Here is a 20,488-nt window from a genome sequence, read left to right on the forward strand (position 1 = left end):
CGTCATGCGGCACGGCGAGGTCGAGAACCCCGAGGGCGTGCTCTACGGGCGCAAGCCCGGCTACCACCTCTCGGCGCTCGGCCGCGAGATGGCCGAACGCGTCGCCGAGCACCTGGCGCCGCGCGACATCACGTACGTCGTCGCTTCCCCACTGGAGCGCGCCCAGGAGACGGCGACCCCGGTCGCCAAGAGCCACGGGCGCGACCTCGCGACCGACAGCCGCCTCATCGAGGCGGCGAACATCTTCGAGGGCAAGACCTTCGGCGTCGGCGACGGCGCCCTGAAGAACCCGGACAACTGGAAATACCTCGTCAACCCCTTCAAGCCGTCCTGGGGCGAGCCCTACGTCGACCAGGCGGTACGCATGGTCAGCGCCGTCGAGGCGGCGCGCGACCGGGCGCGCGGGCACGAGGCCGTGGTGGTCAGCCACCAGCTGCCGATCTGGATTCTCCGCAGCTACCTGGAGCGCCGCCGCCTGTGGCACGACCCGCGCAAGCGGCAGTGCACCCTCGCCTCGCTCACGACGCTCACCTACCGGGGCGACCGCCTCGTCTCGGTCGGCTACTCGGAACCCGCGCTCGACCTCGTCCCCGCGCACCTGCGGGCGGGCGCGAAGCCGGCGAAGACGGGGAGCGGGCAGCAGGGCAAGGCCTTCGGGGCCTGACGGCCCTTGACGGCGGTGGGGCGCCCCCGCGCGCGGCGCCCCACAGCCCCCGCAAAGCACCCCGACAGCGACCGTTCCCGCACTTCGGACATAGCCCCTGACGTGCGATTTTCCCCCTCCGAGGGGGGCGTCGAAGATCCTGGCGGGCGACATGCGAAACTTTTCACATGAGTGCTCGTTCCGCCCGGGCCGACCAGGCCCCGCACCGTTCGTCCCGTCGCCGTTCGCGCACCCTCGCGACAGGCGCCGCGGGGGCGGCGGCAGCGGCGCTGCTCCTGTCGGCCTGCGGCTCCGGCAGCTCGGGCGGCTCGGGCGGTACGGGATTCGTCGCGGGCAAGGGCGGCATCGCGACCGTCAAGGCCGCCGACCGCAAGGACGCCCCCGCCCTCACCGGCAAGACGCTGGAGGGCGAGGCCCTCGACCTCGCCGACTACAAGGGCAAGATCGTCGTCGTGAACGTATGGGGCTCCTGGTGCGCCCCCTGCCGCGAAGAGGCCCCGTACCTCGCGAAGGTCGCCAAGGAGACGAAGGCCGACGGCGTCGAGTTCCTCGGCATCAACACGCGCGACCCCGACCGCAGCCCCGCGAAAGCCTTCGAGAAGCGCTTCGGCGTGGAGTACCCGAGCTTCTACGACCCGAGCGGGAAGCTGATGCTGCGCTTCCCCAAGGGCAGCCTCAACCCCCAGGCGATCCCCTCCACACTCGTCATCGACCGCGAGGGCCGGATCGCGGCCCGCGCGCTGACCCCGCTCAACTACACGAAGATGCGGAAGATGATCGACCCCCTGCTTGCGGAGAAGTGATGAGCGCGGGTGCGCTTGACACGGCGGGGCTGTACGCGCTGGCGGGGGCCGTGCCGGAGCCCAACGAGACCGTGCTCACGGGGGCGTTGCTGCTCGCCGTCCCCGTCGCGGTCCTCGGCGGCCTCGTCTCGTTCTTCTCGCCGTGCGTGCTGCCGCTCGTCCCGGGTTACCTGTCGTACGTCACGGGCATCAGCGGCGTGGACATGGCCGAGAAGAAGCGCGGCCGGATGCTCGCGGGCGCCTCTCTGTTCGTGCTCGGGTTCAGCGCGGTGTTCGTCTCGACGGGAGCCCTGTTCGGGTACTTCGGACAGAACCTCCAGGAGCACAAGTCGCTCATCTCCCACCTGCTGGGTGTGGCGATGATCCTGCTCGGGCTCTTCTTCATGGGGCTCATGCCAGGGGTCACGCAACGCGAATTCCGCTTCCATCTGCGCCCGACCGCAGGACTCGTGAGCGCGCCCCTCCTCGGAGCCGCCTTCGGGGTGGGCTGGGCCCCCTGCATCGGTCCCACGCTCACCTCGGCCATCGCGCTCTCGTACAACGAGGCCAGTGCCGGCCGCGGCGCCCTCATCACCTTGGCCTACTGCCTCGGCCTCGGCGTCCCCTTCGTCGTCGCCGCGCTCGTCTTCCGCAAGGCCCTGGGCGCCTTCTCCTGGGTCAAGCGCCACTACCAGTGGGTCCTCCGGATCGGCGGCACGATGATGATCGTGACCGGGCTCCTCATGGTCACCGGCATCTGGGACGACTGGATGCAGCACATGCAGAGCTGGGTCTCGAACTTCCAGACAGGGATCTGAGGAGACCTGAACCCCATGAGCACCACCCCCGACACCGACCCCCAGGCCCCCGCGCCCCCCGAGAGCGATCTCGAAGCCGCCGGTGCCCAGCTCTCCACCGCCCCCGTCGAGCACGCCGTCCCCGGCTCCTTCGGCGGGATGCGGAAGCCCGGCTTCGCGGGGTACGTGGCGTGGCTCGGCCGCGAGGTCACCGGCTGGGTGCGGTGGATGTGGCGGCAGCTCACCTCGATGCGCGTCGCGCTGATCCTGCTCTTCCTGCTCTCGCTCGGCGCCGTTCCCGGCTCGCTCATCCCGCAGCAGGGCACCGACGAGCTGAAGGTCGCCGAGTTCAAGCAGACCCACGACACGCTCGCGCAGGTCTACGACAAACTCGGTCTCTTCCACGTCTACAGCTCGGTGTGGTTCTCCGCGATCTACATCCTGCTGTTCGTCTCGCTCATCGGCTGCATCGTCCCGCGCACCTGGCAGTTCGTCGGCCAGCTCCGCGGCCGCCCGCCCCGCGCCCCGCGCCGCCTCGACCGGCTCCCCGCGTACGCGACCTGGCGCACCGAGGCGAGCCCGGAGGAGGTGCGGGAGTGGGCGCGCGGCGCGCTGCGGCGCCGTCGCTTCCGTACGGACACGTACGGAGCCGAGGGCACCACCGTCGTCACGGCCGAGAAGGGCTACCTGCGCGAGGCCGGGAACCTGATCTTCCACGTCGCGCTCATCGTCATGCTCGTCGCCTTCGCGAGCGGCTCGCTCCTGAAGTACGAGGGCGGCAAGCTCATCGTCGAGGGCGACGGCTTCGCGAACACGAAGACGCAGTACGACGACTTCAAGAGCGGCAGCCTCTTCACGGACGACGACCTGGACCGCTTCAGCTTCACGCTGGACTCGTTCACGGGCACGTACGAGAAGGAGGGCCCCCAGCGCGGCACGCCCCGCGTGTACCGGGCCGACGTCTCGTACCAGGAGGGCGCGGACGGCGGGACGGGCCACAAGGCGATCGAGCCGAACCACCCGCTCGTCGTGGACGGCACGAAGGTCTTCCTCAACGGGCACGGCTACGCGCCGCAGTTCACCGTGCGCGACGGCAAGGGCAAGGTCGTCTACAAGGGCGCGGTGCCGATGCTGCCGCAGGACGGCATGGGAACGGCGACCGGCGTCGTGAAGGTCGCCGACGGCTACACGAACGCGAAGGGCAAGCAGGAGCAGCTCGGTTTCGAGGCCCGCTTCCTGCCCACTCTCGACCGTACGACGATGACGTCCTCTTTCCCCGGGCTCGACTACCCGGTGCTCGCGCTCAACGCGTGGCACGGGGACCTCGGCATCGACGGCGGCGTCCCGCAGAACGTGTATCAGCTCGACACCGCGAAGATGAAGCAGTTCAAGGACGCGGACGGCAAGAAGTTCGCGAAGCTGCTGCTGCCCGGCGAGACGATGAAGCTCCCGAACGGCGCGGGCTCGGTGACGTTCGAGAAGGACGTCAAGGAGTGGGCGAGCTTCCAGATCTCGCACCAGCCGGGCGGCGGGCTCGCCCTCGGCGGCGCGATCGCCGCGATCCTCGGCCTGGCGGGCTCGCTCTTCATCCAGCGCCGCCGCGTGTGGGCGCGCGCCACGACGGGCCCCGACGGGGTGACCGTCGTGGAGCTGGCGGGGCTCGGGCGCAGCGAGTCGGCGAAGGTGCCCGAGGAGCTGGCGGCGCTCGTGGACACGGTGCACGCGAAGGCGCCCGGCGTCCCGGAGCCCGCTCCCGTACCCGACCAGAAGACCCCGCAGGACACCCCGCGGAGCCAGGACACCCCGCGGAGCCAGGAGACCCCGCAGGACCCGCAGAGCCGGGCCCCGCAGGACCCGAAGCACCCGCAGGACTCCGTACCGTCCCCCGATACCCCGGCCGATCCCGCCCCGTCGCACTCCTCGCACAGTGACGAGACCGGTACCGATTCTCCCGCCGACGCCGAAGGGGCGCAGAAGTGAATCTCGCCGCCGGAACCAACGAGACCCTGGCGCACACCAGTAACGTCCTCATCTACTCGGCTATGGCCGTCTACCTGCTCGCGTTCTTCGCGAGCATCCTGGAGTGGATCTTCGGCAGCCGCAGCAAGGTCGGCAGGACCGCGCAGCAGGCCGGAGCCGCCGCGCGCGCCGCCGCCCCCGCCGTCGCGGTCCGCAAGGGCGGCAGCACGGCGGTCCTCGAACGCCCGGAGGTCGTCACGCGCGCGGCGTCCGGCAGCAGGGACGTCCCGGACGGGCCCGGCGTGGCGAACGGCAGCGAGAAGGGCGACATCTGGGGCCGTATCTCGGTCTCGTTCATCTCGCTCGCCTTCCTCATCCACGTGGGCGGCGTCCTCACCCGCGCCCTGTCGGTGCGGCGGGCGCCGTGGGGCAACATGTACGAGTTCTCGATCACCTTCTCGGCCGTGGCCGTCGCGGTGTTCATCGGGCTCATGGTCGCGAAGAAGAACGTGCGCTGGCTGACGCTGCCGCTGACGCTCACGGTCCTGCTCGACCTCGGCCTCGCGACGACGGTCCTGTACACGGCGAGCGACCAGCTCGTGCCCGCGCTGCACTCGTACTGGCTGTGGATTCACGTCTCGACGGCGATCTTCTGCGGTGCCGCGTTCTACGTCGCCGCCGTCGCCACGATCATCTACCTGTTCCGCGACCACTACGAGGCGAAGATCGCGGCAGGCGGCACGCCCGGCAAGTTCGCGCAGTCGGTCCTGTCGCGGCTGCCCGCCGCCGCCTCGCTCGACAAGTTCTCGTACCGCATCAACGCGGCGATCTTCCCGCTGTGGACGTTCACGATCATCGCGGGCGCGATCTGGGCGGGCGACGCCTGGGGCCGCTACTGGGGCTGGGACCCGAAGGAGACGTGGTCCTTCATCACGTGGGTCGCCTACGCGATGTACCTGCACGCGCGCGCGACGGCCGGGTGGAAGGGCCGCAAGGCCGCGTACCTGGCGCTGCTCGCCTTCGCGTGCTGGCTCTTCAACTACTACGGGGTCAACATCTTCGTGACGGGGAAGCACTCGTACGCGGGCGTGTGAGCCCCGCGGTACAGGAGCGCCCGCCGCCGTACGTACGTGGAGCACGTGTACGGGGCGGGCGCTCTGGTCTGTGCGGCCTGACGGTGGTGTGCGGGTGGGTCAGCGGCGCGGCCTGCGCCCCGGCTCCTGGCGCGGCAGCTTCTGCCGCGAGGTGCCCGGCAGGGTCGGCTTCGGCAGTGTCTCCACCTCGTGCTTCGCCTCCGCCAGCTGCTCGGCGGTGTCGTCGGGCAGGTGCGGGGGACGGTGGGCGGGGGAGCGGAAGCCGAAGGCGGAGGTGAGGTCGCCGAAGGTACGGCGGCGCCACTGGCTGATGTTGGGCTCGCGCACCCCGGTCACGCGCTCCAGGAACTGGAGCACGGAGGTGTGGTCGAAGGCCTCGCCCGCCGCGTACCCGCCGACGGTCCACGGCGAGACGATGACGCACGGCACCCGGAACCCGCCCCCGATCGGCAGCCCCTGCACGAACTCGTCGGGGGTGCCGGGACGGGGCGTGGGCGGCACGACGTGGTCGAAGAGCCCGTCGTTCTCGTCGTAGTTGAGGATGAACGCGGTCTTGCGCCACAACTCCGGGTTGGAGGCGATGGCCTCGATCTTCGAGGCGACGTAGTCGGCGCCGGCGGCCGGGAGGTAGTCCGGGTGCTCGGACTGCTCGCTCGTGCAGATGATCCAGGAGACGGTGGGGAGCTTGCCCGCGCGCGCGTCGGCCTCGAAGGTGCCCTGGGGCTGCGGGCGGACGCCCTTCTCGTACAGCGGGTCGCCGGGCTTCGCGTTCCGGAAGTTCGCGAAGTTCTCCAGCATGTTGCAGCCGTAGTCGTCGTCCTCCTGGTACACCTTCCAGCTCACCCCGGCCGCCTCCAGGCGCTCGGCGTAGGTGGTCCAGGTGTAACCCCCCGCGGGGGCGGTGTTGTTGAGGATCGGGCCGCCGTGCTCACCGTTCGGGTCGAGCGTCCCCGTCATCCAGTACATGCGGTTGGGCCAGGTGGGCCCGAACACGGAACAGAAGTAGTTGTCGCAGACGGTGAACGCCTCGGCGAGGGCGAACTGGAAGGGGATGTCCTCGCGCGTGTAGTAGCCCATGACGTACGGGCCGTTCGCGCCGTCCGCCTTGCGGTGCGCGGGCAGCCAGGCGTCCATCTTCCCGTTGTTCCACGCCTCGTGCTGCACGGCCCAGGCGTGACTCGTGGAGGGGATGGCCTGGGCGCTCGTGGAGTGCGTGTCCAGGTGGAAGGGGAGCGTGTAGCCGTCGGGGTTCTCGGCGTCGGGCTGGAAGAAGACGGACTTGCCCGTCGAAAGCCGTTGCGCGCGCGGGTCGTCGAAACCGCGTACGCCGCGCATGGTGCCGAAGTAGTGGTCGAAGCTCCTGTTCTCCTGCATGAGCAGCACGACGTGCTCGACATCGTCGAGCGAACCCCCGTGCGACGGTCCCGCCGCCACCGCCTCCTGCACGCTCGGCGGCAGCAGACTGAGCGCCGCCGCGCCACCGGCCACGGCCCCTGCCGAGCCCAGAAGTCTCCGCCGGGACATTCCCGTTCCAGCCATGCGTTTCCACTCCCCTTGCTGACGTGGGCACTTACGACTCCGTACGAGCCGGAGCCACTGAACCGGGGCGCGGGGAAAGCGGATCAGGCGAATTACGTGAACGCTGCACGAAGCAATCGCAAAGCAATCAAGCGGAAGCAAAGAGTGAGATTGGCGGGAACGTGTGAACTTCTCGCGTGACTTGTCGGTTCCGTGGCGGGTTACGCGACGTGCCCGACGCCATGACCTCAGGAGGCCGCTGTGCCGCTCCTCACCCCGCAGCAGATCGCCGATGCCGTGCGGGCTTCGGTGACCGAAGGCGATTACCGTGCAGGGGAGTTGATGCCCTCGATGCAGGCGCTCGCGGAGCGTTGGGGGGCCGGGCAGGGGATCGGGCTGCGGGCGATGGACGTGCTGCGCGCGGACGGGGTGGTGCGGGCGCGCGAGGGCGAGGGGTACAGGGTCGTGGAGCACGCGGTGGCCCGCCCGGCGGGGCGGCGCGACACCTCGCGGGTGACGGGGGCCGCCGCGTATCACCTCCTCGGCGCCCCGGCGAAGGAGGTGCCGCCCGGCCTGGTCGCCGCGGCGCTCGACCTCACGACGGATGAACGCGCCCTGCGCCGTACGCGCTTGCTCCTCCTGCCCGACGGCAGCCCGTACACGCTCGTCGACGCCTGGTTCCCGCCCGCCGTGACGGCCCGCTGCCCGCGCCTCGCCGAGCCCGCCCCCCCTGATCGAGGGCACGACCTCCTACGTCACCCGCCTGACCGGCCGCGCCCCCGTGGCGGCGAAGGACCGCACCACCGCCCGCCTCGCCACCGCCTCCGAGGCCGAGGTCCTGGCCCTCCCCCTCCCGGCAACCGTCGTCACGGTCCTGCACGTCGCGCGCGACGCGGCGGGCGCGGCGCTGGTGTGCGAGGTGGGCGTGACGGCGGGGGACCTGTGGGAGGAGTCGTACGAGCGCCCTTCACCCCGCGTAGGGGGCCCGCTCCGCGTCGAGCCCGTGCCCGATCCGCAACCGCTGCGTGTGGTGCATGTCCAGCGTCCCGATCTCCCCCGGCGCGACGAACCGCACGTCCGTGCTCTCCGCCGACACGGCGAGCTTCCCGCCGACGAGCCGCGCCCGGAAGCACACGTTGAACTGCCGCCGCACCTCTCCGTCGTCGTACGCGATGACATGCCGGGGATCGCTGTACGTCCCCACGATCCCCGTCACCTCCACCACGAGCCCCGTCTCCTCCCGCACTTCCCGCACGGCCGCCTCGGGCAGCGACTCCCCGGCCTCCATCCCCCCGCCCGGCAAGGCCCACAACCCGCTGTCGGCCCGCCGTTGCAACAACACCCGCCCCTCCCCGTCGGAGACGAAGGCGGAGGCGGCGACGACGAGGGAGTTGGGGCGCGGGGCGGCGGGGTCGTCGTAGTACTCGGTGCGGCTCATGACTGCTCCTCGGATACGGGTGCGGCCGTCCGCCACACCTCGCCGAAGCTGCCCGCGTACGCGTCGAACGGTCCCCCGGGGGCGTGACGCCGGAGGTGCCAGACGGGGGCGGCGTAGGCGTTGACGCCCCACAGGTGGGAGTTGACGAGGAGGTGGTCGTCTCCGCGGTAGAGGCTGTTGTACAGCACCGTCCCGTGCGTGCGGACAGAGATGTTCGGCACGGCGAGCAGGGGACGGCTGTGCAGCAGGGCGAGGCGGCAGCGGGACTCGATGCCGTGCCCGAAGCGCTCCTCCGCTCCGCGGTCCCGGACGCGGGGGTGGTCGGCCTGGCCCAGCAGCATCCGCACCGTGCAGCCGTTCTCCGCCCGCTCCGCCAGCAGTTCGTTCAGGCGCGGAAAACTCTCGTGCAGGAACAGCCCCGCGTAGACCAGGATGTCGATCCACTCGCGGGCCTGCGCGAACAGTTCCGCGTACATGGAGACGGGCACGTCCGCCCGGCATTCCCACAGGGCGAGTAGTTCAGCGCTGACGGCCCGCCCGGAACGCGGCTGCCCAAGCCCGGGCCACAGGGCGAAGGGATCGGCGCCGAGGGCCTCCGCGGCGCGGGCGGCGGTCTTCCGGTGCGGGATGCGGCCCAGACTCACCCAACGCTCGACGGTCTTGGGATCGACGCGAGCCGCCTCCGCCAGATCCTGCTGCCGCAGCCCCTTCTCGACGAGAGCCGCAGCCAGCCTCTCGTTGCGCATCCGAGCCCCCTGGCGAGTAGACGTCCGTGGGGACGTTTTACCGGTGGCGGGACGTCCCCGTACGGCAAACGCGGGAGGTTCACCCGTCCTTGTGGTCCCACCAGGATCGCTGCCATGAACGACGAGCCGACCAGGTACAGCACACCCCCGCTCGAACTGCCGTGGCAGCCGCCGGAGGAGGAGCCCGAGCCGGTGCTCGACTGCCCGGGATGTGTGGAGTTGGCCCGCGTACGGGAATGGGCGCGCCGCGGCGGGGACTTCACGACGATCACGGACGCGAACATCCTGCTGCGGCGGCACCCGGAGGGACATTGAGGGGCGGGGACGGGCGCACCGGGAGTGGCCGACGCGTATCGGCGCCCCGCGCGCGCCCGCCCCCGGCCGCGCCCGCCCCCGGAGCGACGTACCGCCCCGCTCGGCCCGAACCGACCACCGCCCCCCCCGGGAGGATGTCACTCCTCCCCGATGTCCTCGTTCCACACGTCCGGGTACTTCTCGATGAACTCCGTCATCAGGTCGACACACTCCGGGTCCGTCAGGCGGACGATCTCGACGCCCTGCTCCTCCAGCCAGTCCTCGCCGCCCTTGAACGTCGTCGACTCGCCGATCACGACGCGCGTGATGCCGAACTGCTTGATCAGGCCCGAGCAGTACCAGCACGGCGAGAGCGTCGTGACCATCGTCGTGCCCCGGTACGTGCGCTGGCGGCCCGCCTTGCGGAAGGCGTCCGTCTCGCCGTGCGAGGACGGGTCGGCGTCCTGGACGCGGCGGTTGTGGCCCCGGCCGAGGAGGGCGCCGTCGGCGCCGTAGAGCGCCGCGCCGATCGGGACGCCGCCCTCGGAGAGGCCCTGGCGGGCCTCCTCGATCGCGGGGCGCAGCCACTCCGCCGCGAGTTCGGGCGTCAGCGGGATGGTCATCAGGACTCCTTCGAGGGACGGGCCGCCAGCGCGTAGAGCAGGGCGCTCACCGCGAAGCCGACGGGGCAGGTGAGGTCGCCGATGCCCGGCCAGTGCGAGGGCAGCGGGCCCACGTACATCTCCTGGTTGGAGAAGAGCGGGACCGAGACGGCGACGCCCGCGAGCAGGGCGATCAGCCCGGCCGCGTTCGTGTGGCGGGGGTCGGCGAGGCGACGGGAGATGAGCGTGCCGGGGGTACGGCGGCGGCGCCACTGCTCGACGAGCACGACGCCGAGCCACGGCGCCGTCCAGTACGCGATGACGAGGAGGAACGATTCGAAGGCGTGCCCCGCGTCGTCGAGCGAGGCCCACGCGGCGAGCGTGCCGACCGCGCCCGTCAGCGCGGTGAGCGTCGCGCGGTTGAGGCCGCGCGGCAGCCTGCGTACGGCGAGCGAGGCGAGCGAGACGGACGCCGAGTACACGTTGAGCGTCGAGGCCGCCATGCCGCCGATGATGATCGCGAGGAGCGTCAGGTTCGCGAGCCAGCCCGGCAGTTGGCCCGTAAAGGCGTCGGTGGGGCTCGCGCCCTCGGGCGCCAGGACCGTACCGGAGGCCGCGCCGACGACGGAGACGACGGACACGGAGAGGAACAGGCCGAGGCCCGAGTACCACCCGGTGGCGCGGGCGGATGTCGTACGGGGCAGGTAGCGCGCGTAGTCCGACGCGCAGGGGTTCCACCCAGCGGTGAAGCCGAACGAGGCGCTGAACGCGAGCAGGAACGCGCCGAAACCGCCCCCGGAACCCGCCTGCCCGAGGTGCGCGCCCTTGAAGATCCACACGCCCGCGAGCAGGAAGATCACCGCGAGCACGGGGAGCGCGTACCGCTCGAAGCGGTGCACGAGGTCGTGGCCCACGTACCCGACGACGACTTCGAGGACGACGAGGATCAGGAGACACGCGAGCGGCGGCAGGCCGGTGAGCGAGTTGAGCGCGAAGGCGCCGCCGAGCGTGTTCATCGCGAACCAGCCGATGCCGGACACGAGCGCGTTGACGGCGGAGGGGAGCGCGTTGCCCTTGTGGCCGAAGGAGAGGCGCCCGAGAACCATCTGCGGGACGCCGAAGCGCGGGCCGTCGGCGGAGAGGAAACCGTGCGCGAGGGCGCCGAAGGCCGCGCCGAGGACGAGCGCGGCGACGGCCTCCCGGAAACCGAGGCCGAAGGCGGCGACGGCGAGGACACCGATGTACGCGGTCGCCCAGCCGACCTGCGGCGCCGCCCAGGTCCACAGGAGCTGACGAGGGTGGCCGTGCCGTTCGGCATCGGGTATCGGCTCGGCCCCCGAGGTCTCGACGACCCCGGCGGCTTTCGTGGCGGCGGGATCCGCGGCGCGGGGCGGCGCCGCGGGGCTGCCGGGCACCGGGGCGGGGGTGCCGGGCGTGGGGCTGCCGGGCGTGGGGGTGGCGGGCGCGGGGGTGCTGGTCATGGCCTCGGTGAGCGGACGTGCGGACACACCGGCGGGGCGGGTCCGCGGCGACGGGGAGAGCGGCTTCGCCGGGCGGACGAGCGGACGATCCGGGGGCGTGGTCGCGTGGCCGCGTGGTCCTGGCGGGGGCCGTCGTCCAGTTTCGCGCACGGAGGTGGGTGCTTCGTACAAGAAGGTGGGGCGGAAAGGTGTGATGTGCGTCGGGTGGTTGGGAGGATCGCACGAAGGCGGGGGGTGGTGCGGGGGCGGCGCGGGGTGGGCGGAGCGCGGGTGGGGGTGACCCCGGGGGCCGTACAGGCCACCGTCGGCCCGTTCGTCCGTATCGGCGGCTTCGTCCCGCACCGGCCCCTTCGTCCTTACCGGCCTCCCGCGTCCTTACCCGGTCCCGGCGTCCTTACCGGTCCCGGCGTCGCGCGGCGGGTCTCAGCCCTTCCCGTTCCCCTTGCCGTTGCCCTGGTCCTCGTCCGCGTCCCGCCGCTTCAGTTCGTCCTCCCTGCGGCGGAGGTCCTCCTCCCAGGCGCGGAGGCGGGCCGCGTCGTCCTCGCTCTCGGTGGGGGCGGGGATGTCGGCCTGGGGGGACTCGGGAGCCTGGGGCGCTTCGGGGGCGGGCGAGGACGGCCGGTCGTCCTGGCGGCCCTGGCCGTCTTCCTTGCGCAGCGAGTTGAGGAAGTCGGGGTTGTCGTCGGGGGCGACCCAGCCGCCGCGCCCGCCGCCCGCGCGCGAGGCCGCCCCGGCCGCGTACCCGCGCTCCCTGCCGATGATCAGCCAGCAGACGGGCCCGACGATCTGGAAGAGCAGGATGAGGATCGCCCACAGCGGCTTCGGCAGCCAGCGGACGTCCTCCTCGGCGGTCGTCACGCAGTCGATGAAGGCGAAGACGCACAGCGCCAGCGGCAGCAGGATCAGGAGCACCCGGAGCATGTCGCTCTCCTTCGCGGGTCGCGGCGGTCGTGGCGGCAGCGCTCGCCGTGGCGGTCGCGTGCTTCGCGGCGTGAGCCCCGTCCGGGCCCCGTTACCGGCTCAGGTTAACGGGTGCCCGATACTGGTCGGCATGGCTTACGACGATCTCCGCTCGCTGCTGCGCGCACTGGAGCGCGACGGCGACCTCACGCGCATCAAAGCCGAAGTCGACCCCCACCTGGAGGTCGGTGAGATCGTCGACCGGGTCAACAAGGCCGGCGGCCCCGCTCTCCTCTTCGAGAACGTCAAGGGCTCGTCGATGCCTCTGGCGATGAACGTGTACGGGACCGACCGCCGCCTCCTGAAGGCCCTCGGCCTGACGTCGTACGAGGACATCTCCGGGATGATCGGCGGTCTCCTCAAGCCCGAGCTGCCGCACGGGTTCACGGGGGTACGGGACGCCTTCGGCAAGCTCGGCGCGATGGCGCACGTACCACCGCGCAAGGTGAAGGAAGCGCCGGTGCAGGAGGTCGTCCTGCGCGGCGACGACGTGGATCTGGACGCGCTGCCCGCGCTCTTCACGTGGCCCGAGGACGGCGGCTCCTTCTTCAACCTGGGCCTCACGCACACGAAGGACCCCGAGTCCGGGGTGCGCAACCTCGGCCTCTACCGGCTCCAGCGCCACGACTCCCGCACGATCGGGATGCACTGGCAGATCCACAAGGACAGCCGCAACCACTACCAGGTCGCCGCCCGCAGGGGCGAGCGGCTGCCCGTCGCGATCGCGTTCGGCTGCCCGCCCGCCGTGACGTACGCGGCGACCGCGCCGCTGCCCGGGGGCATGGACGAGTACCTGCTCGCCGGTTTCGTGCAGGGCAAGCGGGTCGACATGGTGGACTGCGTGAGCGTCCCGCTCCAGGTACCCGCGCGCGCGGAGGTCGTGCTCGAAGGGTGGCTGGAGCCGGGGAAGACGCTGCCGGAGGGGCCTTTCGGCGACCACACCGGTTTCTACACGCCCCAGGAACCCTTCCCCGCGCTCACGATCGACACGGTCACGATGCGCCGCCGTCCGCTGCTCCAGTCCGTCGTGGTCGGCCGCCCGCCGACCGAGGACGGGCCGCTCGCGCGCGCCACGGAACGCTTCTTCCTGCCCCTCCTGAAGGTCATCGTGCCGGACATCGTGGACTACCACTTGCCGGAGGCGGGCGGATTCCACAACTGTGCGATCGTTTCCATCGACAAGAAGTACCCGAAGCACGCACAGAAGGTCATGCACGCGGTGTGGGGTGCCCACATGATGTCGCTGACCAAGCTCGTCGTCGTGGTGGACTCCGACTGCGACGTCCACGACCTCCACGAGGTCGCCTGGCGTGCCCTCGGGAACACGGACTACTCGCGTGACCTCACCGTCGTCGAAGGTCCCGTCGACCACCTCGACCACGCCTCGTACCAGCAGTTCTGGGGCGGCAAGGCCGGGATCGACGCGACGCGCAAATGGCCCGAGGAGGGCTACACGCGAGACGGCGGCTGGCCGGAGATGATCACTTCTGATCCGGAGATCGTCGAGCGGGTCACGAAGCGGTGGAAGGAGTACGGGCTGTGAGCAGCGAGGCCACGGTGGGCGGGGGAGCGGCGGCACGACCGCCGCAGTCGCGCGGGGGCGTCTCGGCGTTCCTGCGGCTCGTCATGATCGAGCACTCGGTGTTCGCGCTGCCCTTCGCCTACATCGCGGCGCTCACCGCGATGTTCCGGCTGGACGAGAACGTCCACTGGGGCGATCTGCTCCTCGTGACCGTCGCGATGGTCGGCATGCGGACCTTCGCGATGGCGGCGAACCGGATCATCGACCGCGAGATCGACGCCCGCAACCCCCGTACGGCGGGGCGCGAGCTGGTCACCGGGGCGGTCTCCGTGCGTTCCGCCTGGACCGGCGCGATCGTCGCGCTCGCCTTCTACTTCGGCGCGGCGGCGCTGCTCAACCCGCTGTGCCTCGCGCTCTCGCCGCTCGCGGTGATCCCGATGGTCGTGTACCCGTACGGGAAGCGGTTCACGAACTTCCCGCACGCGATCCTCGGCCTCGCGCAGGCGATCGGGCCGATCGGCGCGTGGGTCGCGATCACGGGGGAGTGGTCGTGGCACGCGGTCGTGCTGGGGATCGCGGTCGGCGTGTGGATTGGTGGCTTCGACCTGATCTTCGCCTGCCAGGACGTCGCGGCGGACCGCGCCCACGGCGTGAAGTCGGTCCCCGCGCGCTTCGGTATCCCGGCCGCGCTGTGGGGCGCGCGCGCCTCGGCCGTCGTCACGACGGGTCTGCTCGTGTGGTTCGGCCTCCTCACCGACGCGGGTGTCCTGTTCTGGCTGGGCCTCCTGATCGTCGCGGTCGCCTTCGTCTACGAGCACTCGATCGTGCGCCCGCACGACCTCAGCCGCCTGAACCGCGCCTTCTTCTCGGTCAACGGGTTCATCGGCATCGCGCTGTTCGTATGCGCGCTGGCGGACCTGGCGGTGCGGGGGCTGACGGTCTAGGGGGCGTCAGCAGATGGGGGCGGCGCCTCATCCCTTCGCGTGTGTGGGCCGTCCTCTGCTCGTATTCCCCCTGGCAAGCCGTAGCGGTGGCTTCACGCCTACCGTGAGGGGTAGGTAGGAGGGAGGCTCATTCATGTCTCTGACTGATGCCGATCGCCTGCCCTCGCAGCTCAGCCGGCTCGAAGACGCGTTCCCCGGCTACCGCACGGGAATTGTCGAGGGCAGCATCGTGATGAGTCCGATCCGGCCGCACCACAACCGGACGATGGCCGGGGGTGTGGGTTTCCTTGGAGCGCGGCCTTTCCTCCGAGTGGGGTCCGACCAGCGACGTCGCTTTCCCTACGGGACCGTCGTGAAGGTCGACAGCCCCGTTCTTGGTGAGGTGCGGGTGCCGAGGGACAGCCTTCCAGTGGATCCCGGCGCCTGATCATTTCGCTGGTCGTGGGGTGCGGAAGGCGAAGGCTGCCAGGACCCCGCCTATGAGGCCGAAGAGGTGGGCCTGCCAGGAGACGCCGGACTGGTTGGGCAGCGCGCCCCACAGGATCGACCCGTACACCGCGGCGACGATGAGGCCGAGGACGACGTCGACGACGCGGCGGTCGACGAAGCCCCGTACCAGCAGATAGCCGAAGAGGCCGAAGACGACGCCCGATGCGCCGGCCGTGACGGAGTGGGGCGGGGCGAGGAGCCAGACGCCCGCGCCGCTCACGATGATCACGACCGCGGAGACGGCTATGAGGCGGCCCGCGCCCGAGAGCGCGGTCAGGAACGCGAGCACGAAGAGCGGGACGCTGTTCGCCGCCAGGTGGTCGTACCCGAAGTGCAGGAAGGCGGCCGGGATCAGGTCGCGCAGCTCGGAGACGTCGCGCGGGCTGATGCCGTACGTGTCGAGCACGTTCCCGTTCGACTGGTCGTAGAACTCAAGGAGCCACAGGAGCGCGAGCCAGCCGCCCGCGAGCAGCGCCGCCGTTTTGAAGCGGCCCCCGCGAGCGGCGCCGGTGCGGGCCGGAGTGGTGCCTGCCGTCATGAAGTCCTCCCCCTGTTGACTGTCCGAACGCCCGAGCGGCGCCCCCGGTTCCGCTCCTCCGCACTTTCCCCGAAATCCGGCATCCCGGGCGTGTCGTCGGCCTGTTCATCCACAGGGGCGGGCCGCCGCGAGAAAAACTCTCACCCTTGAGAGTGAGGCGTTGTGCGACTTCCCGGGAGTTGTCCACAGATGCGGCGGAGGGGCGGGGGGTGGGGGTGGGGGTGCGAAATACTGGTGTTGGGGTCGCCCCCCAGGGCGGGTGGGGGCTGTCCCCCGGCCTGCGTCACCCCCCACCCATTAGGCTCGACGCCGTGGAGCATGCCCAGCCGGACCGTCCTGCCAACCCCTCCGCTTCGCCGCGCCGCCCCTGGGTCGTGGGTGTCTCCGGGGCCTCCGGTACGCCCTACGCGGCCGCCGTGCTGCGCGCGCTGCTCGACGCGGGGGAGAGCGTGGACCTCGTCGTGAGCCGGGCCGCGCGGCTCACACTGCTCGACGAGACCGGGATCTCCTTCCGCGACGCCCACTGGCGCGAGGATCTCGCCGCCTGGCTCGCCCGTGGCGCCGACGGGAAGCCGGGGACCTTCCCCGTGCCGCGGCTCGACGACGTACGGCACTGGGCGGCGGGCGATCTCGGCGCCGGGCCCAGCTCGGGCTCGTACCCCGCGAAGGGCATGCTCGTCGTGCCCGCGTCGACCGCCAGCGCCGCGGGCATCGCGCTCGGGCTCTCCAAGGACCTGCTCCAGCGCACCGCGAGCGTCACCCTCAAGGAGCGCCGCCCCCTCGTCGTCGCCCTGCGCGAGACCCCCCTCAGCCGCCCCACGCTGCAACACCTCCTCGCCCTCGACGAGGCAGGCGCCGTCGTCCTCCCCGCGTCCCCCGCCTTCTACGCGGGAGCCACGCGCCTCCAGGACGCCGTGGACTTCGTCGCGGGCCGCGTGCTCGACGCGGTGGGGGTCGGGCACGGGCTCTACCGCAGGTGGCGCGGCGAGCTGGGCGAGGCGCGGGCCGTACGGGAGGGGTGAGGCTCACAGGGGGGGGCTGCTCCCGGTACGGCCGCCCCCGGGGCCGTACCGTCGCCCTCGCCGCCGTGCCGGCGCCCCCGGGGCCGTACCGTCGCCCTCGCCGCCCCGTGCCGCCGCCCGTACCGCCGTAAAAGCCTCACGCGCACCCGCGCGCCACGCGCATTTCGCAGGGAACTTGCCGTGAGGGCCTTCGATTCTTTATGTATAAGCTCGCCGGGACGCGAATAATGAAAGGTATCGGGGATATGGACGCCGTGGACAGGAAGCTCATCCAGGCCCTGCGGGAGAACGGGCGCGCCTCCTACGCCGAGCTGGGGCGGCTCGTCGGGCTCTCCGGGCCGAGTGTCACGGACCGCATCAACCGCCTGGAGGCGGCCGGTGTCATCACCGGCTACCGCGCCACCGTCGACTCCGCCGCGCTCGGCCTCGGCGTCGTCGCGCTCATCGGCATCTCGCTCAGCGACGCCGCCGACCACGAGGACGTCGCCCAGCGGCTGCGCGGTCTGCACGAGATCGAGGACTGCTGGTTCATCGCGGGCGACGACTCCTACATGCTCAAGGTCCGCGCGGGCGACGTCGACGGCCTGGAACGGACCATCCGCAGGCTCTCCGGTACGAAGGGTGTCTCCCGCACCCGTACCACCGTCGTGCTCTCCACGAAGTGGGAGAACCGCGTGGGAGAGCTGCCCGAGGAGGAGTGAGCGGGTGCCCGTGGGGGAGCGGCGGGCGCGGGGTAGCGTGGCAGGGCACGGAATCACGACATTTGGGAGGCGGCCGCATGGACGCGGGACGGAAGCGCGAGCTGGAGCAGAAGGTGCGCGCCGGTGAGCGGCTGACCCGCGAGGACGGCATCGCCCTCTACGCCTCCGACGATCTCGCCTGGCTCGGCGGCCTCGCCCACGAGGTGCGCACCGCCAAGAACGGCGACGTCACGCACTTCAACGTCAACCGTCACCTCAACATGACGAACGTGTGCACCGCCTCCTGCGCGTACTGCTCCTTCCAGCGCAAGCCGGGCGAGAAGGACGCGTACACGATGCGCATCGAGGAGGCGGTCAGGCTCGCCAAGGCGATGGAGGGCGACGGCCTCACCGAGCTGCACATCGTCAACGGCCTGCACCCCACGCTGCCCTGGCGCTACTACCCCCGTTCGCTGAGCGAGCTGAAGAAGGCGCTCCCCGCGAACGTGGCGCTCAAGGCGTTCACCGCGACCGAGATCCACCACTTCGAGACCATCTCCGGGCTGCCCGCCTCCGAGATCCTCGACGAATTGATCGACGCCGGGCTCGAATCGCTCACCGGCGGCGGCGCCGAGATCTTCGACTGGGAGGTCAGGCAGCACATCGTGGACCACAACACCCACTGGGAGGACTGGTCCCGCATCCACCGGCTCGCGCACGAGAAGGGGCTCAAGACCCCCGCGACGATGCTCTACGGGCACATCGAGGAGCCCCGGCACCGCGTCGACCACGTGCTGCGGCTGCGTGAACTCCAGGACGAGACCGGCGGCTTCCAGGTCTTCATCCCGCTGCGCTACCAGCACGACTTCGTCGACATGAAGGACGGCAAGGTGCGCAACAGGCTCCAGGCCCGCACCACGATGGCCTCCGGCGCCGAAGCGCTCAAGACCTTCGCCGTCTCGCGCCTCCTCTTCGACAACGTGCCGCACGTCAAGGTGTTCTGGGTCATGCACGGCCTCCAGACCGCCCAGCTCGCCCTCCAGTTCGGCGCCGACGACATGGACGGCTCGGTCGTCGAGTACAAGATCACGCACGACGCGGACGACTTCGGCACGCCGAACAAGCTGACCCGCGAGGACCTGCTCGACCTGATCCGCGACGCGGGGTTCCGGCCGGTGGAACGGAACACGCGGTACGAGATCCTGCGGGAGTACGAGGGTCCTGAGCGGGGGCGGCGGGACGAGCCGCAGGCCATGCGGGTCTGAGGGGGGCGGGAGGGGGCGGGGCTGCGCCCCTCGCCCCCGTGCGGGGCTGCGCCCCGGGCCCCGTGCGGGGCTGCGCCCCGGGCCCCGTGCGGGGCTCCGCCCGGATTTCGGGGCTCCGCCCCGGGCCCCGCTCCTCAAACGCCGGAGGGGCTGGATCGTGGTGCGGGCTGAGTTCCTGTGCGGGGCGGGTCGGGGCCGGGGAGTGTGGCGCTGGTCCGGGGCCGGGGTGCGGGTCGGGGCCGGGGTGCACGTCGGAGGGCATGGCGCGGGCCGGGGGCGTGGCGCGGGCCGGGAGGGCGTGGCGCGGGCCGGGGCGTGGTGGGGGATGGGTGGGAAGGGGTAAGGACTACCATCGGGGTATGTCCCTTACCTTCACCCTTGATCCCGCTGTCGACTTCAGGCTTCGCGACGAGGTTCTCGATCTCTGGGCCAAGGTCACCAATGCCGGTGGGTCCGTCGGGTTCGTGCCACCCGTGACCCCGGAGGAGATCCGGCCGCAGCTCGTGAAGCAGCTCGTCACCATGACCGAGGGCGGCAGCCGCCTGCTCGTCGGCAAGGACGAGGACGGGGTCGTACGGGCCACCGCCTTCCTCACGCTCAATACGCACCGCCTCATGCGGCACTGGCTGTGGCTGTACACCGTCATGGTCGATCCGGACCTTCAGGGGCGGGGCGAGGGACGGGCGCTCATGGCGGCCGCCGCCGACGCGGCGCGCTCGCTCGAAGGAATCGAGGCGATCCGGCTCACGTGCCGGGGCGGGCAAGGGCTCGAAAGGTTCTACGAGCGCTGCGGGTACAAGGAGGTCGGGCGGATTCCCGACGCCATCCGCGTCGCTCCGGGCGACGACCGCGACGACGTCTTCATGCTCCTGCCGCTGACCTGAGCGACATGCTCCCGCCGCCGACCTGAGCTATGGGGCGCGCCGCCACCCCCTTGACAGCCGGGTCAGGCCCGCGTGCTTCACTGGGGGATGCGTCCTGCCCCCGCAATGGGCCCATTCGCGACGGAAGAGTGAAGTGACATGCTCCGTTACACCCTGATGCGTTTCGGCGTCTTCGCCGGCTGCTTCGTGGTCGTCTGGGCCCTTGTCTACAGCGGTGTCCTGCCGAAGGGGCTCGGCGACTCCAACTACCTGTGGGTCATCCTCCTCGCGCTCGTCATCTCCGCGCCACTCAGCTTCGTCCTGCTGCGCGGGGTACGGGACGAGGCCTCGCGCAAGATCGTCGAGCGCGTCGACCGCGCCAAGGCGAACCTGCACGCGAGCCAGGAGGCGGAGGACGCGGCCGACGACGAGGCCCGCTCGGCGAGCGGCGCGACGAGCGGCGAGACCCGCGCGGCCTGAACGAAGGCCCCGAAAGGCGAGACCCGCGCGGCCTGAACGAAAGCCCCGAAAGGGGTGCGGTCCCCTCGCCCCCTCCCGGCTGTGACGCGAATCACCTGATCCTCTGGAACCGGTTCACGCCAATCGGCGTACCCACCGCCTGACGCCCCCTCAACTTCCGTGCCACGTCGCCGTATCCCCCCGGGGTGCGGCGATTTCGCATGTCGGTGCCCGCGCGCGCCCGTCCCCCCGCACGCAAGCGCGCCCGTCCCCGTACCCCCGTGAACGCGCCGTTCCCCAGCCTTGTCCCAAAGAAGAGCTTTGATTGCCCCAAAGCGCGGGTGTTAACGTGCTCGACATGACTCGTGCGA

Annotated in this window: 21 protein-coding genes and 1 pseudogene; 15 read left to right on the forward strand and 7 right to left on the reverse strand. The window is 71.2% G+C overall.

Features of this window, described 5'->3' with window-relative positions; all coding sequences use genetic code 11:
* Positions 1 to 4: 4 nt before the first annotated feature.
* The 5 genes from ACQYWQ_RS17920 to ccsB all read left to right on the forward strand — a co-directional run bounded on the left by ACQYWQ_RS17920 (position 5) and on the right by ccsB (position 5,296).
* Entirely contained in the window at positions 5 to 664 is a 660-nt protein-coding gene (locus tag ACQYWQ_RS17920) for a histidine phosphatase family protein (protein WP_431039238.1), read from the forward strand.
* Positions 665 to 831: 167 nt separating this feature from the next.
* The gene (locus ACQYWQ_RS17925; RefSeq protein ID WP_431035816.1) at positions 832 to 1,467 is read left to right on the forward strand and encodes a TlpA family protein disulfide reductase; all 636 of its coding nucleotides are present in this window, start codon (positions 832 to 834) and stop codon (positions 1,465 to 1,467) included.
* On the forward strand, positions 1,467 to 2,264 hold the full coding sequence (locus ACQYWQ_RS17930; protein WP_431035817.1) for a cytochrome c biogenesis CcdA family protein: 798 nt from the start codon (positions 1,467 to 1,469) through the stop codon (positions 2,262 to 2,264). The genes ACQYWQ_RS17925 and ACQYWQ_RS17930 overlap by 1 nt, the downstream gene beginning before the upstream one ends.
* A gap of 15 nt (positions 2,265 to 2,279) precedes the next feature.
* Positions 2,280 to 4,223 carry a cytochrome c biogenesis protein ResB gene (locus ACQYWQ_RS17935; protein ID WP_431035819.1) on the forward strand — a complete coding sequence of 648 codons (1,944 nt, stop codon included), beginning with the start codon at positions 2,280 to 2,282 and terminating at the stop codon, positions 4,221 to 4,223.
* Positions 4,220 to 5,296: a c-type cytochrome biogenesis protein CcsB gene (ccsB, locus tag ACQYWQ_RS17940; protein ID WP_431035820.1), complete on the forward strand. Its 1,077-nt coding sequence runs from the start codon at positions 4,220 to 4,222 to the stop codon at positions 5,294 to 5,296. The genes ACQYWQ_RS17935 and ccsB overlap by 4 nt, the downstream gene beginning before the upstream one ends.
* A 99-nt stretch (positions 5,297 to 5,395) precedes the next feature.
* Here ccsB and ACQYWQ_RS17945 read toward each other — a convergent pair whose 3' ends face one another.
* On the reverse strand, positions 5,396 to 6,820 hold the full coding sequence (locus ACQYWQ_RS17945; protein ID WP_431039239.1) for an alkaline phosphatase family protein: 1,425 nt from the start codon (positions 6,818 to 6,820) through the stop codon (positions 5,396 to 5,398).
* Between the two features lie 303 nt (positions 6,821 to 7,123).
* Here ACQYWQ_RS17945 and ACQYWQ_RS17950 point away from each other — a divergent pair.
* Positions 7,124 to 7,219, forward strand: a pseudogene (locus tag ACQYWQ_RS17950) (hypothetical protein); the annotation flags it as partial.
* Positions 7,220 to 7,781: 562 nt separating this feature from the next.
* On the opposite strand, the gene ACQYWQ_RS17955 reads toward ACQYWQ_RS17950, so the two are convergent.
* Positions 7,782 to 8,252 (reverse strand): NUDIX domain-containing protein, encoded by a 471-nt coding sequence (locus ACQYWQ_RS17955; RefSeq protein ID WP_431035822.1) that lies wholly within the window; start codon positions 8,250 to 8,252, stop codon positions 7,782 to 7,784.
* A complete protein-coding gene (locus ACQYWQ_RS17960) occupies positions 8,249 to 8,998 on the reverse strand; it encodes a helix-turn-helix domain-containing protein (RefSeq protein WP_431035823.1) in 750 nt (249 codons plus the stop codon). The genes ACQYWQ_RS17955 and ACQYWQ_RS17960 overlap by 4 nt, the downstream gene beginning before the upstream one ends.
* Before the next feature lie 114 nt (positions 8,999 to 9,112).
* Between ACQYWQ_RS17960 and ACQYWQ_RS17965 the strand changes: the two genes are divergently transcribed.
* Positions 9,113 to 9,313 carry a hypothetical protein gene (locus ACQYWQ_RS17965; protein WP_431035824.1) on the forward strand — a complete coding sequence of 67 codons (201 nt, stop codon included), beginning with the start codon at positions 9,113 to 9,115 and terminating at the stop codon, positions 9,311 to 9,313.
* 137 nt (positions 9,314 to 9,450) lie between these two features.
* Here the strand turns inward: ACQYWQ_RS17965 and ACQYWQ_RS17970 are convergent, their stop codons facing one another.
* From ACQYWQ_RS17970 to ACQYWQ_RS17980, 3 genes are all read right to left on the reverse strand, one after another.
* A complete protein-coding gene (locus tag ACQYWQ_RS17970; protein WP_431035825.1) occupies positions 9,451 to 9,915 on the reverse strand; it encodes a nucleoside deaminase in 465 nt (154 codons plus the stop codon).
* Complete coding sequence (locus ACQYWQ_RS17975; protein WP_431035826.1) at positions 9,915 to 11,402, reverse strand: purine-cytosine permease family protein; 1,488 nt, start codon at positions 11,400 to 11,402, stop codon at positions 9,915 to 9,917. The genes ACQYWQ_RS17970 and ACQYWQ_RS17975 overlap by 1 nt, the downstream gene beginning before the upstream one ends.
* Before the next feature lie 396 nt (positions 11,403 to 11,798).
* Entirely contained in the window at positions 11,799 to 12,296 is a 498-nt protein-coding gene (locus tag ACQYWQ_RS17980) for a PLD nuclease N-terminal domain-containing protein (RefSeq protein WP_431035827.1), read from the reverse strand.
* A gap of 130 nt (positions 12,297 to 12,426) precedes the next feature.
* Here ACQYWQ_RS17980 and ACQYWQ_RS17985 point away from each other — a divergent pair, with 130 nt between their 5' ends.
* The 3 genes from ACQYWQ_RS17985 (at position 12,427) to ACQYWQ_RS17995 (ending at position 15,228) form a co-directional block, all read left to right on the forward strand.
* Positions 12,427 to 13,878 (forward strand): menaquinone biosynthesis decarboxylase, encoded by a 1,452-nt coding sequence (locus ACQYWQ_RS17985; protein ID WP_431035828.1) that lies wholly within the window; start codon positions 12,427 to 12,429, stop codon positions 13,876 to 13,878.
* Positions 13,875 to 14,801 (forward strand): menaquinone biosynthesis prenyltransferase MqnP, encoded by a 927-nt coding sequence (gene mqnP, locus ACQYWQ_RS17990; RefSeq protein ID WP_431035829.1) that lies wholly within the window; start codon positions 13,875 to 13,877, stop codon positions 14,799 to 14,801. Before ACQYWQ_RS17985 ends, mqnP begins: the two co-directional genes overlap by 4 nt.
* 133 nt (positions 14,802 to 14,934) lie before the next feature.
* Positions 14,935 to 15,228 (forward strand): hypothetical protein, encoded by a 294-nt coding sequence (locus tag ACQYWQ_RS17995; RefSeq protein ID WP_431035830.1) that lies wholly within the window; start codon positions 14,935 to 14,937, stop codon positions 15,226 to 15,228.
* Here ACQYWQ_RS17995 and ACQYWQ_RS18000 read toward each other — a convergent pair whose 3' ends face one another.
* Entirely contained in the window at positions 15,229 to 15,828 is a 600-nt protein-coding gene (locus tag ACQYWQ_RS18000) for a rhomboid family intramembrane serine protease (protein ID WP_431035831.1), read from the reverse strand.
* Positions 15,829 to 16,139: 311 nt separating this feature from the next.
* On the opposite strand from ACQYWQ_RS18000, the gene ACQYWQ_RS18005 reads away from it, so the two are divergent.
* From ACQYWQ_RS18005 to ACQYWQ_RS18025, 5 genes are all read left to right on the forward strand, one after another.
* Complete coding sequence (locus tag ACQYWQ_RS18005) at positions 16,140 to 16,850, forward strand: UbiX family flavin prenyltransferase (protein ID WP_431035832.1); 711 nt, start codon at positions 16,140 to 16,142, stop codon at positions 16,848 to 16,850.
* A gap of 245 nt (positions 16,851 to 17,095) precedes the next feature.
* On the forward strand, positions 17,096 to 17,551 hold the full coding sequence (locus ACQYWQ_RS18010; protein ID WP_431035834.1) for an Lrp/AsnC family transcriptional regulator: 456 nt from the start codon (positions 17,096 to 17,098) through the stop codon (positions 17,549 to 17,551).
* A gap of 77 nt (positions 17,552 to 17,628) precedes the next feature.
* The gene (gene mqnE, locus ACQYWQ_RS18015; protein ID WP_431035835.1) at positions 17,629 to 18,795 is read left to right on the forward strand and encodes an aminofutalosine synthase MqnE; all 1,167 of its coding nucleotides are present in this window, start codon (positions 17,629 to 17,631) and stop codon (positions 18,793 to 18,795) included.
* A 359-nt stretch (positions 18,796 to 19,154) separates the two neighbouring features.
* Positions 19,155 to 19,679, forward strand: coding sequence for a GNAT family N-acetyltransferase (locus ACQYWQ_RS18020; RefSeq protein ID WP_431035836.1), 525 nt, complete (start codon positions 19,155 to 19,157; stop codon positions 19,677 to 19,679).
* 138 nt (positions 19,680 to 19,817) lie between these two features.
* Positions 19,818 to 20,138, forward strand: a complete 321-nt coding sequence (locus ACQYWQ_RS18025) for a DUF4229 domain-containing protein (protein ID WP_431035837.1) — start codon at positions 19,818 to 19,820, stop codon at positions 20,136 to 20,138.
* Positions 20,139 to 20,488: the final 350 nt, after the last annotated feature.

Source organism: Streptomyces sp. P6-2-1, assembly GCF_050613165.1.
Classification (GTDB): domain Bacteria; phylum Actinomycetota; class Actinomycetes; order Streptomycetales; family Streptomycetaceae; genus Streptomyces.